General features: G+C 73.6%; 8 protein-coding genes. 1 reads left to right on the top strand and 7 read right to left on the bottom strand.

Annotated features, from left to right (window positions below; genetic code table 11):
* Positions 1–7: 7 nt before the first annotated feature.
* The 4 genes from ACLQ29_RS19570 to ACLQ29_RS19555 form a co-directional block, all read right to left on the bottom strand.
* The gene (locus ACLQ29_RS19570) at positions 8–562 is read right to left on the bottom strand and encodes a hypothetical protein (protein WP_425772943.1); all 555 of its coding nucleotides are present in this window, start codon (positions 560–562) and stop codon (positions 8–10) included.
* 60 nt (positions 563–622) lie between these two features.
* Positions 623–2,464 carry a S9 family peptidase gene (locus tag ACLQ29_RS19565; RefSeq protein WP_425772942.1) on the bottom strand — a complete coding sequence of 614 codons (1,842 nt, stop codon included), beginning with the start codon at positions 2,462–2,464 and terminating at the stop codon, positions 623–625.
* Positions 2,465–4,243: an N-acetylglutaminylglutamine amidotransferase gene (locus tag ACLQ29_RS19560; protein ID WP_425772941.1), complete on the bottom strand. Its 1,779-nt coding sequence runs from the start codon at positions 4,241–4,243 to the stop codon at positions 2,465–2,467. It abuts the gene before it with no gap.
* A gap of 99 nt (positions 4,244–4,342) precedes the next feature.
* On the bottom strand, positions 4,343–7,012 hold the full coding sequence (locus ACLQ29_RS19555; RefSeq protein ID WP_425772940.1) for a glutamate--cysteine ligase: 2,670 nt from the start codon (positions 7,010–7,012) through the stop codon (positions 4,343–4,345).
* A 154-nt stretch (positions 7,013–7,166) separates the two neighbouring features.
* On the opposite strand from ACLQ29_RS19555, the gene ACLQ29_RS19550 reads away from it, so the two are divergent.
* Entirely contained in the window at positions 7,167–8,006 is an 840-nt protein-coding gene (locus ACLQ29_RS19550) for a DUF4253 domain-containing protein (RefSeq protein ID WP_425772939.1), read from the top strand.
* A gap of 128 nt (positions 8,007–8,134) precedes the next feature.
* Here the strand turns inward: ACLQ29_RS19550 and ACLQ29_RS19545 are convergent, their stop codons facing one another.
* The 3 genes from ACLQ29_RS19545 to ACLQ29_RS19535 all read right to left on the bottom strand — a co-directional run bounded on the left by ACLQ29_RS19545 (position 8,135) and on the right by ACLQ29_RS19535 (position 12,142).
* A complete protein-coding gene (locus tag ACLQ29_RS19545; protein WP_425772938.1) occupies positions 8,135–9,514 on the bottom strand; it encodes a cellulase family glycosylhydrolase in 1,380 nt (459 codons plus the stop codon).
* Positions 9,515–9,686: 172 nt separating this feature from the next.
* Entirely contained in the window at positions 9,687–10,919 is a 1,233-nt protein-coding gene (locus tag ACLQ29_RS19540) for a DUF2201 family putative metallopeptidase (protein WP_425772937.1), read from the bottom strand.
* The gene (locus ACLQ29_RS19535; protein ID WP_425772936.1) at positions 10,916–12,142 is read right to left on the bottom strand and encodes an AAA family ATPase; all 1,227 of its coding nucleotides are present in this window, start codon (positions 12,140–12,142) and stop codon (positions 10,916–10,918) included. The genes ACLQ29_RS19540 and ACLQ29_RS19535 overlap by 4 nt, the downstream gene beginning before the upstream one ends.
* Positions 12,143–12,176 lie beyond the last annotated feature (34 nt).

The following is a 12,176-nucleotide window of genomic DNA, read 5'->3' as shown; positions in this document are numbered from 1 at the left end:
ATTCGCTTCAGACGCCCTTACCGTCGCCCGTGTCCGGGTCGGTCAGGGGGATGGGCAGCGCCTGCGCGGCCGCCGTGCCACCGCCCGTCGAGTGCGCCGGCGCGGGGAGGTCCCCGGTGCGGCTGTGCAGCCGCCCGCGCCCGGCGGGCCCGGCCCGCCGGGTCACCTCGACGGTCACCATCCGCACCGGTGGCGGCGGCGCGGTGAACCGCCCGACACCCCACCGCACCCAGAGTGGGATGCGACCGGCGTCCGCCTCGGCACGCAGCTTCTGCACCGTACGGGCCCGGTCGGTGTGGTCGACCTCCACCACGACCGGCGGGCCGTCCGGGCGGGCACACGCCACATCGAGGACCGAGTGCCGCTGCTCCATCGGCGGCGGCAACGGCAGCACGCTCGGCGCCCGCCGGTAGACCCGCCAGCCCCGCGCCTCGGCCCACCGCACCACCGAGTCGATCACCCGGGCGGTGACCGCGTCGGTGTCCAGGTCGACGAAGGTCAGCTCGGCCAACCAGCGACCCAGGTCCGCGGCCAACCGCTCGCCCTGCGTCGTGACCTCCACCGGCGCAGGATAACGCCTCAGCCGACGGAGGCCGCGGTCGCGGCGAGGTGCCGGGTCAGCTCAGCCGACGGAGGCCGCGGTCGCGGCGAGGTGCCGGGTCAGCCAGGCGGTGGTGGCCGTACGGGCCGCCTCCTGGTTGGCCCGCGCCAGGAAGTCGTGCCCCTCGCCGGTGAGCACCAGGTGCCCGTGCGGCACGCCCCGGGCGGCCAGGGCCCGCGCCACCTGCGCCGACTCGCCGGCCGGCACGTTCGTGTCGTTCGCGCCGTGGATGAGCAGCACCGGCACGTCCAGCCGGTCGATGTGGGTCAGCGGCGACAGGTCACGCAGCAGCTCCGCGTCCCGCTGCGGGTCGCCGTACTTGCTGACGGCGGCGGCGGCGATCCACGGCTCGGTGCCGGCGTAGAAGGTGTGGAAGTCGGAGATGCCGCACTCGGCGACCCCGGCGGCGAACAGCCCGGGGAAGTTCACGAGCACCGCGAGGACGAGGTAACCGCCGTAGGAACGGCCCAGACAGCCGAGCTGACCGGGCCGGGCGACACCGGCGTCGACGAGGTACTCGGCGCAGGCCGCCACGTCGGCGATCGCACCGTAGCGGCCGGCGAGGTTGTCGGCGGCGACGAAGGAGCGGCCGAACCCGGACGACCCGCGGACGTTCGGCGCGAACACCGCGACACCCTGCGCCACGAGGGCCTGGAACAGCGGGTTGTAGCCGGGGCGTTCCTGCGCCTCCGGGCCGCCGTGCAGGCTGATCGCGGTCGGCCAGGGGCCTGGCCCGGCCGGGCGGTAGAGCCAGCCGGAGAGCGGCAACCCGTCCGGGGCGCGCAGGTCGACAAGTTGTGGCGCGACGCCGTCGATCGTGGCGGTGGTCGGGGTGCTCGGCCGCAGCGGGCGCAGCGCGCCGGTCGGTGGGTCGACGAGCCAGACCTCCCGGGGCTGCACCGGCCCCTGCGCGGTCAGGCAGAGCAGGTCGCCACCGGCGGCGAAGACGGCGTCGTCGAGCACCTCCCCGGGGGCGGCGACGGCCCGCTGCACGCCGTCGGTGAGGTCGAGCAGGCTCAGCTCGCTGCGCCCGCCGTAGGTGTTCCACAGCAGCGCGGCACGACGCCCGTCCGCGCTCGGCGCCACCTGCTCCAACTCGGCGTCCGATCGCCCGGCCAGCCGCGTCGGCGTCCGCTCCGGTCGGGTCAGGTCGACACGTACCAGCGCGGCCAACTCCGAGAACGCGTCGGTGCGGGCCAGCACCGTCGTGCCGTCCGGGCCGAACCAGCCCTGGTCGGTGCTGCCCCGACCGGTGTCCGGCAACAACCGCCGCCGGACGCCCGTCGCCACGTCGAGCAGCTCCAGCCAGCGGGCGTTTCGGGGGCCCCGGCGCAGCAGCGCCGCGCCGGCGTCCGGGGTCACGTCCAGGAGCGTGAGCAGATCACCCTCGGCGAGGACCCGCCGGTGCCCGGTGCCCGCGTCGACCAGGACGGCCCGGCCCTGCTCGTCGGTCTCGGTGACCATCAGGACCGCGCCGTCGGGCAGCCAGCCGGCCAGCGCGGCGCTGCGCCTGCCGAACCCGGCGACCTGCCGGCGTCGTGAGCCGTCCGGGCGCAGCACCCACAGCTCGGTGCGGGGCGCGCCACCGGGGGCGACGACGCAGGCCAGCCACCGCCCGTCCGGGGACCAGCTCAGCGCCAGCACCGGCTCGTCGCCGGTGGGCAGCGCGACGGCCTCGGCGGCGTCGATGTCGCGAACCCAGACGCGCGGGCTGCCGCCCTGGTCGGAGAGGTACGCCACCCGGCGGCCGTCGGGCGACGGCGCTGGACGGTAGTCCTCGCCCACGGGCACCGGCAGCGCCGGCCGAGGGCTGGCGGGTCGGGTCCGCAGGACGGTACGCGGCACCTCGGTCCGTACGATCATCTAAACCCCGATCCGCTGCAACCAGAGCTCCAGCAGCCCGAGCTGCCAGAGCGCGTTGGAGCCCAGCGTGGTCCGCCGGGCGTTTGGCGCGTCCAGCAACTCCTCCAGGTAGTCCTTGCGGAACAGGCCCCGCTCGCGCGCCGGCTGGGCGGTCAGCGCGTCCCGGACGTCGTCGAGCAGTGGGCCGGAGAGGTGCCGGATGGCGGGCACCGGGAAGTAGCCCTTCGGCCGGTCGATCACCTCGTCCGGGACGATGCCCCGGCTCGCCGCCTTGAGCACGCCCTTGCCACCCTGGGCCAGCTTCAGCGCGGGTGGGCAGGCGGCGGCCAGCTCGACCACCTCGTGGTCGAGGAACGGCACGCGGGCCTCCAACCCCCAGGCCATCGTCATGTTGTCGACCCGTTTGACCGGGTCGTCGACGAGCATCACCAGGCTGTCCTGGCGCAGCGCCGCGTCCAGCGCGGTGTCCGCGCCGGGTGCGCCGAAGTGGGCGGCGACGAACTCCAGGCTGGCGTCGTGGTCGAGCATCCACTCGGGCGCCAGGTGCCCGGCGAGCGCGTCGTGCCGACGGTCGAAGAACACCCGGGCGTACGCCTCGACGGCGTCCGCGCGGGCCACGTTCGCCATCGGCGGGTACCAGTCGTAGCCGGCCAGGATCTCGTCGGCGCCCTGCCCGGACTGCACCACCGTGATGCGCTGCGAGACCTCCTCGGAGAGCAGGTGGAACGCGACGCAGTCGTGGCTGACCATCGGCTCGCTCATGGCCGCGATGGCCTCGTGCACGGCGGGGACGAACCGGCTGGCGCCGATGCGGATCTGCTGGTGGTCGGTGCCGTAGTGGCGGGCCACCAGGTCGGAGTAGTGGAACTCGTCGCCGCTCTCCCCCGCCGCCGCCTCGAACCCGATGCTGAAGGTGGCCAGCCCGGTCTGGCCCTGCTCGGCCAGCAGCGCGACGATCAGGCTGGAGTCGAGCCCGCCGGAGAGCAGCACCCCGACCGGCACGTCGGCGACCATCCGTCGGCGTACGGCGGTGCGCAACGCCGCCATGAGTCGCTCCTGCCACTCGTCGGCGGACATCGGGTCGGCCGCGGCACGGTTGAACTCCGGCTTCCAGTAGAGCGTGTCGGTGCTCCGGCCGTCCGCGGTGATCACCCGTACGGTGGCCGGTGGGAGCTTGCGGACTCCGGCGAGGATCGTGCGCGGCGGGGGCACCACCGAGTGGAAGGTCATGTAGTGGTGCAGGGCCACCGGGTCGAGGTCGGTGTCCACGTCACCGGCGGCGAGCAGCGCGGGCAGGGTCGAGGCGAAGCGGACCCGGCCCGGCCCCTCGGCCAGGTAGAGCGGCTTGATGCCGAGCCGGTCACGGGCCAGCACGAGGGTGTGCGTGGCCAGCTCGACCAGGGCGAACGCGAACATCCCGTAGAACCGTTCGACGCAGGCCGTCCCCCACCTGTGGTACGCCTTGAGGATCACCTCGGTGTCGGAGGTCGACCGGAAGGAGTAGCCGAGGCCGATCAGCTCGTCGCGCAGCTCCCGGTAGTTGTAGATGCAGCCGTTGAAGACCATCGCCAGGCCCAGCTCGGGGTCGACCATCGGCTGGGCGCCGGCGTCGGAGAGGTCGATGATGCGCAAGCGGCGGTGCACCAGGGCCACCGGGCCGTGCTGCCACCGCCCCTCACCGTCCGGGCCTCGGGAGTTCAGGGCGGGGAGCATCCGCTCGACGGCGGCCAGGTCCGATGGCGCCCCGTCGAGGCGTAACTCGCCTCCGATACCGCACATGGCACTCACCTCTCATCGGCTCGGATCCGCTCGGGCCGCTGACCGGTCCAGGTTTGGCGGACCGGGTTGCGTACCGATGACGGGTAGGTCAACCGTGCGTTACACCGAATTCTGCTCGCTTCCACCGAGTAGCCAGGTGTCCTTCGACCCACCGCCTCGCGACGAGTTGACGATCATGCTGCCGGCGGGCGCCACCCGGGTCAGCGCCACCGGCGCGACCTCGGCCCGCTCGCCGAGGAACACGAAGGCCCGCAGGTCGACGTGGCGGGGAGCGAGAGCCGTGCCGTCGAAGACCGGGTGGGTGGTGAGCGAGACCATCTCCTGGGCGATCCACCGGTGCGGGGCGGCGAGGATCTGCTCCCGGACGGCGTCCAACTCCTCCGCCTCGGCCCGCGGGCCGATCACCACGCGGTCGCCGCCGTACCCGTCGACGGGCTTGAGCACCAACTCGTCGAGCCGGTCCAGCACCTCGGCCCGCTGCTCGGGCAGCCCGCACAGGTACGTCGGCACATCCCCCAGCAGGGGCTTCTCGCCCAGGTAGTACTCGATGAGTCGGGGCACGTACGCGTACAGCGCCTTGTCGTCGCCGACGCCGTTGCCCAGCGCGTTGGCGAGCGTGAGCCGCCCGGCGTGCACCGCGGCGAGCAACGGCCAGCCCAGCGGCACCCCGTCGGCGCCGGGCGCGTGCAACAGCGCCTCCTCGTCCATCCGCAGGTAGATCACGTCGACCCGGCTGCGGGTGCCGGCCCGGACCAGCCAGACCCGCCCCTCCTCCACCAGCAGGTCGCTGGTCTCGGTCAGCGGCACCGCCATCTCGTCGGCGAGCAACCGGTGCTCGAACCACGCCGGGTCACCCGGACCGCTGCTGAGCACCACCACGGCGGGATCGTCGGCCGCGGGGGGCGCGGCGGCGATCAGCGCCCGGTGAAGCATCGCCGGCGTCTCGTCGGCGGGCAGCAGGTCGTCGGGCACCGGCAGCTCCGGGAGCACCGCCTGGGTCAGCCGGCGGTTCTGCACCGCGTAGCCGATCCCGGAGGGCACCCGCAGGTTGTCCTCCAGGACGTACCAGCCGCCGTCCGGGTCGCGGACGAGGTCGGTCCCGGACACCTGGGCGCGGGTGCCGCGCCGGCCCATCAGCGCGCCGGTCGGGCGCAACCCGGGTGAGGACTCCACCACCCACGCCGGCACCACACCGTCGGCCACCACGGCCCGGTCACCGTAGACGTCCCGCAGGAACGCGTCGAGGGCGCGGGCGCGTTGCACCAGGCCGGTGCGCAGGGTCCGCCAGTCGGCGGCGGGCACCACGCGGGGCACCAGGTCGACCGGGAAGAGCCGGGTGCTCGCCTCGCCGGCCACGCTGAACGTCACGCCTCGCGCGCGCTGCTCCTCGTCCCGGTCGTGCTCGCGCTGACGCAGGGCGCCGGCACCAAGGTGGCGCAGGGCCGCCAGGATCGGGGCGTACGCCGGATCCGGCCCGGCCGCTCCGAAGACCTCGTCGCCGGCATCGGCGTACGTGGGCAGCGCCGGCGGTGTGTGGGCACCGGCCAGCGTCTCGCGGACCCGGCCCCGGGTCTCGTCGAGGAGTAGGTCCACGACGTCGGCCAGCCGGCCACGACGCTCGAACGCCCGGCGCTGCCGCGCGGCGGAGCTGCCGCGCTCCAGGACGTGCCGGGTCAGCTCCCGGATCTGCTCCCAGTCACCTGTCGCCTCCAACTGGGGGCGTAGGTCGGTCACCAGGCGGCGGACCGCCTCGGCGGCCGGTACCGGCCGGGCCGAGCGGGGCAGGTCGAGCAGGTCGCCCTCCAGCCCGGAGCGGGCCGCCCGCCACACGGCGGCGCGCAGAACCGGGGGCCGCACGGCGGTGCGCTCCACCCCGGCGCGCAGGGCGGCGACCTCCCGCCGGACCAACCCCCGGAACAGCCCGGTGAGCAGGACGATGGTCTCCACGTCGGCGTTGGCGTCGGTGATCCGCAGTTCCACTGTGGGCACGTGCGCCGACGGCCGGACATCGAAGTAGATCATGGCAGGGTCGGTGATCGTGCCGGAGGAGATCAGCTCGGCCACCAGCGCCTCATGATCTGCCGCGCTGGTCACCTCGCCCGGGTCGCCGGCCGTGGGCCAGCGCTGCCAGACCAGCGACCGGACGCTCGCGTAGCCGCTGTCCTGACCCATCCAGTACGGCGAGCTCGTCGACAGGGCGAGCAGCACCGGCAGCCACGGCTGGACCCGGCGGGTGACCGCGACGGCCAGGTCCCGGTCGGACACCCCGACGTGCACCTGCGCACCGCAGATCAGCTGCTCCCGCGCGAGCAGTTGGTACTCGTCGAGCATCCGCCGGTAACGGGAGGTGGGGGTGACGCTCGGGTCGCCGTCGGCGCGCAACGGCACCGTGCCGGCCGCCACGATGCCCAGCCCGGCCCGGTCGGCGACCTGGACGGCAAGCTGGCGCAGCCGGGTCAGCTCGGCGCGGATCTCGTCCAGGGTGCGGCAGACCGCGGTGTTGGTCTCCACCACGCTGCGGTGCAACTCCGCGGTGAACGAGTCGGCCGGCAGCCGGTCGAGCAACTCCCCCGCCCGGGGCACCAGCTCCCGGGTGTGCAGGTCGACGACGTGGAACTCCTCCTCCACACCGATCGTGGCGAGATCCGCCGGGTCGCCGTCGTCGAGGGTCGCGGCCCCGTGGGCGCGTGGCGTGGGCACTGCCCGGCCGTTGCCCGACCGGCTGATCGGTCCGTCGAACGTCGGCGCGTTCGTGGTGTTGTCGGCCATGGTCACCCCGGTTCACGTGTCGGTGGTCGTGGCTGTCCGACGAGCGTTCCCAGGTTTGGTACCGGGCGTGTTTCCGGTGCGTTAAGGTGGCGGACCGTTCTCCCCAGGGCCGCGACTCTCCAGGTTGTCGGCCCATGGCGCTACTGTCGCTGCCGTGACCGAGCTGATGACCACCCCTCGGCTGATCGCGACGGCGTTACGGGGGACGGCGCTTGCGGGCCATCCGGTCGAGGAGGGCCTGGGAGGCACCATTCTCGTCGGCGACGTCGACCCGACGCGGTTGCGGGAGGCCTGGCAGGCCGCCCACTCGGTGCTACCGGTCACCGGGCGATGGCCGGTGTTCACCCTGCCCGGCGGCCTGGACCACGAGCCCGACGCCGCCGAGATCGACGAGCTGGACCGGGCGTCGCGCACTGTCGATCCGTGGTCGGTCTACCGGCGGTACGTCGACGAGGAGCCGTTGGACCGGAAGCGCGTCGAGTACAGCGTGCGGGCAGCGCCGGGTGACGAGTTCGTGGCAACGGCCCTCGATCAGCTCGGGGACACGATCACCGCGGCAGCGCTGGACCGGTGGACCTACGACGCCCTGCTGGCCGACCCGTCCCTCGCCGCGCGTGCCGCTCGCTACCACGAGAATCTGGCGGGAGTGGGGAGCTGGCACACCTTCGATCGGGTGCAACTGGTGCTGCTACCCACGGCGTCGCAGTGGCTGGCGCCGGCCTGGGTCGGCTACCACGGGGCGGGAGGCGACGGCTGGGACGCAGCCTGGGCGGCGGCGATGCGCGAGTGGGACCAGCGTTGGGGGGCTGGGCTCGTGGCAGCGTGGGGGACGATGCTGCAGTTCGTCGTCGACCGTCCGCCGAGGCCCGGCCAACAGGCGTGGGAGCTGGCCGGACAACTCCTGGCCGTCGGGGGCAGCCTGCAGTACCAGCAGTGGCAGTTGGCTCTGGCCGTGGCCGGCAGCGACGCGTGGTTCCTGCACGACCGCCCGTGACGGGTCGTCCGAGTGGCGTCGTCCATGCGTGCTCGACACCGGATCGGCGATGTCGGGGTGTCCCGTTGACCCGGACACCCCGACATCACTGAATCTTGAGGTGCGCAAGGCCGAGGATCGGCCGGGGGTCACCTCATGTTGGCCACCACGAACGGCGCGTGGCCGTGCAGGTAGTTGGTCCACCCGCCGGTCACCGGCGCGCCGGGGCTGAGCAGGTTCGTGGTGTCGGTGCCGACGTCGAGCTTCCACGCCGTCCAGGAGATGCCGTTCGCCCTCATCCAGTCGATCCAGGCCTGCGCCTCCGGCAGGCAGGACCGGCCGTCGAGGCCGCCGTCGGCGTTGCTGGCGCCCCACTCGGTGACGAAGAGCGCGAGGCCGGCACGGATCGCCGCGTCACCCTTGGCCCGCAGCGACGCGCCGTGGGTGCACGAGTAGAAGTGCAGGGTGTACATCAGGTTGGTGCCGGTCACCGGGCTGGCCGCCGCCGCGTCCACGTCCTGCGACCAGGTCGGGGTGCCGAGCACGACGATGTTGTCCGGGTCGGCGGCGCGGATCGCGGAGACCACCGCCTGGTGGTACGGCTTGATGACGCCGGTCCAGCTCACCTGCAACGGCTCGTTGTACGGCTCCCAGATGACGTTGGGCAGGTGGCCGTAGCGGCGGGCCAGGTCACCGAAGAACGCCACCGCCTGGGACGTGTTGTTCTGCGCCTCGTGCGCGTGCCAGTCGACGATCACGTACACCCCGGCGGTGACCGCGTTGTTGATGATGGTCTCCACCTGCGCCCGCGCCCTGTTCGGGTCACTCAGGTACGCCCCGGCCGGCTCCACGCCCATGGCCGCGCGGATCACCTGGAGGTTCCAGTTGTCCCGCATCCACCTCAGCGCGGACAGGTTCTCGGCGTACGGGGCGGTCTCCCAGTTGAGCCACATGCTGCTGACGCCGCGCAACTGCACCCGCGCGCCGGACCTGTCGCACATCGTGGTGCCGCAGACCCGGAGCTGCCCGTGCCGCTCGACGGGCGTGCCGGTGGTCGGTGGCGGGGTGGTGGGCGGTGGGGTGGTGGGCGGTGGAGTGGTCGGTTGCCCAGTGGTCGGGGGCGGGGACGTCGGTGGCGTGCCGCCGGTGCAGGACCCGCCGTTGACCGTGCAGTTGAGCGGAGTGCCGGAGCCGTTGACGAGGAAGCCGAACGAGGTCGACGCGCCGGCGGCAAGCGCCCCGTTCCAGGACACGTTCGTGAACGTGTAGTGGCTGCCGGACGTCGTCTGCTGCGCGTTCCACGACTGGCTGACGCTCGTGCCGGCCGGCAGGTCGAACTCGACGCGCCAACCGCTGATCTGGGTGGAGGTGTCGTTGGTGACGGTGACCTGCCCCTGGTAGCCACTGCCCCAGGTGTTGGTCACGGAGAACACGGCGGTCGCCGCGCTGGCCGGTGTGGCGAGCATCGCCACCGCACCGGCGAGCAGGCCGGCGACGGCCAGAGTCGTGACAAGTCTCAGTGCGCGCATGCTGAACCCGCTTCGGTCGATCGACGGTGATGGCCTGGGGCGGGGCGGCGCCTGCGGCAGACAATATCGATCATCCGCTATGCATTTCAAGGTCGGCCCGCCGATTTTCCCGCTGGCCGGGCGTCGGCCGTAGGGGCGGGGCGTCGGCCGTAGGGGCGGCCGCTCGTCGGACTCAGTGCGGCCCGATGGTCACCACCCGCGCCCACTCCGGTGGCCTGAGCGGCACGCGGTCCGCGTCCTCGCTCCACGACCCCCGGCCCCGGGGAAAGAGGCCCACCACCGTGCGCGCCACCGGACGGGCGCTCGGCCAGGGCGTCTGCCCGTCGGTAAGCGCCACGATGACGTCCGGCCGCACCCGCTGCGCACGGGTGAAGCCGGTCCGCAGATCCGTGCCTCCACCGCCGATCAGCGGGATCTCCTCCGCGCGACACAGGGCGTGGACGACTCGGGCCGCCGCGTCGCACGGCAACACACTGACCAGATCGCGTCGACCGCCCAGGGCCCGGGATATCGCCGCCACCTCGAGCAGCGCGCTGCCCAGCTCGGCGTCGCTGACCGACCCGGACGTGTCGACGATGACGCAGACCGTCGGAGGTCGGCGGCGCAGGCTGGGCAGAATCACGCCCGGCAGGCCGTGGGATCGCCGGGACGGCCGGCCGTAGGTGTGGTCCGTACCGGTCCCGGCCGCCACCGCCGCCGAGCGGACCGCCGCCCCCAGCAGGTCACGCCACGGCTGCGGTGGGTGGAACGCCTGCTCCGCCCACCGTCGCCACCCCCGGGGCACGGATCCCGGGTGGCCGGTGATGCCCTCCGCCACCCGGAACCGGACCGCGTCGCGCTCCTGCTCGCTGAGGCCGTGCGCGCCGTCCGGTCCCAGGTCCCACTCCCGCTCCAACCCGTCCGCGCCACTGCCGCAGTCCAACCAGACCAGACCCTGGGTACGTGGACCCAGCCCGAACTGACGCAGGTAGTCCTCCATCAACTCCCCGGGGGCGAGGCCCAGCGACGCCGGCTCGACGGCGCCCTCGGGCATCGTCAGCCCGTCACCGAAGGCGTCGTCGTTGATCTCGCAGTCCGCGGCGATGTTGATGCGCAGCCGCTCCCCCGGGCCGTTCAGCCCTCGATCCCGGGCGACCCGGTCACCGCGGCCATGGTGGTCGCGCAGCAGATGCGACACCTCGTGCACCCACACCCCGGCAAGCCGCTCCACAGGGGTGCGGTCCACGAACGTCGGCGAGACGTAGCAGCGCCAGTGCCGGTCCACCGCCATCGTCGGCACCTGCCGCGACGCCACCGGGTGCAGGGCGAACAACGCGGTCGCCAGGTAGGGGCGCACCCGGGCGGCGTGCAGGCGGGCGGAGTACAGCTTGTCGACGTCGAGCGTTGTCGGGAGGCCCCCGTTCATCGCCCGGCCCCGGCGGCGGCCGCGATCCGGGTCGCCGCCTCGTCGGCTCGCCGGGACAGCGACACCACCCCGGCGAGGCCTTCGATCATGGCGGGCACGTCCCAGTCCTCGCGGCGCAGGCTGGCGAGAGTGGTCGCGGGGACCACCACCAGATCCGGAGCGCCCGTCTCCACGGCCCGCGCCAACAACACCCACGCCGCGTCCCACCGGGACCGCTCCGGGCGGTTGCGGACCGCCGCCACCACGGCGTCCAACACGGCCTGCCGCAGATCACCCCGTTCGGGCAGCGTCGCCGCAGCCGGGTCAGCCAGCAGGTCTTCCGGGTCGGGCAGGTCCATCCGATCCATACTGGCCAGCAGTTCCAGCCCGGGGCCGTCGCCGACCGTGCCCCGGACCAGGAGCGACAGCACCTCCCGGGAGACACCCGCCGCCGTCGCGAAGGCGGTCAGGCGCAGCGCCATCTCCCAGCTCCGGGGGGACGGCCACGGCCCACCCCGGGCGGCGTCGGTGGTGGGCAGCCGGTGCACGAGATCCGGACGGACGGACAGCAGACCACACACCGCCCGGCGGGCGAAGGCGACGGCCTCCGGCAGCAGGTCCGGGTCGAGCCGGGGCAGCGCCGCCCGCGGCCAGGTGCCGCCGAGTCCGCGTACGACGATCCCGTGGTCGTGGGTCCACTGGAGATGGACGAAGCGGTTGGCCAGCGGCGGACTCAGCTCCCATCCCTCGGCGGCCGACGACCGTGGGTTGGCGGCGGCGACGATCCGTACGCCGGGTGGCAGCCGCAGGGCGCCGACGCGGCGCTCCAGGACCAGGCGCAGCAGGGCGGCCTGGACGGCGGGGGGCGCGGTGGACAACTCGTCGAGGAACAGCAGGCCGCGACCCGCCCGGACCAGGCGGACCGCCCAGTCCGGCGGGGCCATCGGGACACCCTGGGTCGCCGGGTCGTCGCCGACGATCGGCAGTCCGGAGAAGTCGGATGGCTCGTGGACGCTGGCGACGACAGTCGTCAGTGGCAGGTCCAGGGTTGCGGCCAGGTGGGTCAGGGCCGCCGTCTTGCCGATGCCGGGCGCCCCCCAGAGCAGGACGGGCAGGTCGGCCGCCACGGTCAGGGTCAGGGCCGACAACTGGGTGTCGGTGCGGGGTTCGGTGGTGGTCGCGCCGAGCAGGGCGAGCAGGTCGTCGGCGACGTCGAGCTGAGGACTGGACGTGGGCATGGTCATCACCTTTGGGTTCGCGTGGGGTGCGGCGGGAGCC

The organism is Micromonospora sp. DT228, assembly GCF_049841595.1.
Lineage (GTDB): Bacteria > Actinomycetota > Actinomycetes > Mycobacteriales > Micromonosporaceae > Micromonospora.
The sequence above is the reverse complement of the archived record's forward strand: the minus strand, read 5'-3'. Positions and strand labels throughout refer to the sequence as shown.

What these genes read in the sequence shown, in the direction of transcription:
- ACLQ29_RS19565 (WP_425772942.1), bottom strand. Translation starts at nt 2,464, where the DNA reads ATGATCGTACGGACCGAGGTGCCGCGTACCGTCCTGCGGACCCGACCC.
- ACLQ29_RS19560 (WP_425772941.1), bottom strand. Translation starts at nt 4,243, where the DNA reads ATGTGCGGTATCGGAGGCGAGTTACGCCTCGACGGGGCGCCATCGGAC.
- ACLQ29_RS19555 (WP_425772940.1), bottom strand. Translation starts at nt 7,012, where the DNA reads ATGGCCGACAACACCACGAACGCGCCGACGTTCGACGGACCGATCAGC.
- ACLQ29_RS19545 (WP_425772938.1), bottom strand. Translation starts at nt 9,514, where the DNA reads ATGCGCGCACTGAGACTTGTCACGACTCTGGCCGTCGCCGGCCTGCTC.
- ACLQ29_RS19540 (WP_425772937.1), bottom strand. Translation starts at nt 10,919, where the DNA reads ATGAACGGGGGCCTCCCGACAACGCTCGACGTCGACAAGCTGTACTCC.
- ACLQ29_RS19535 (WP_425772936.1), bottom strand. Translation starts at nt 12,142, where the DNA reads ATGACCATGCCCACGTCCAGTCCTCAGCTCGACGTCGCCGACGACCTG.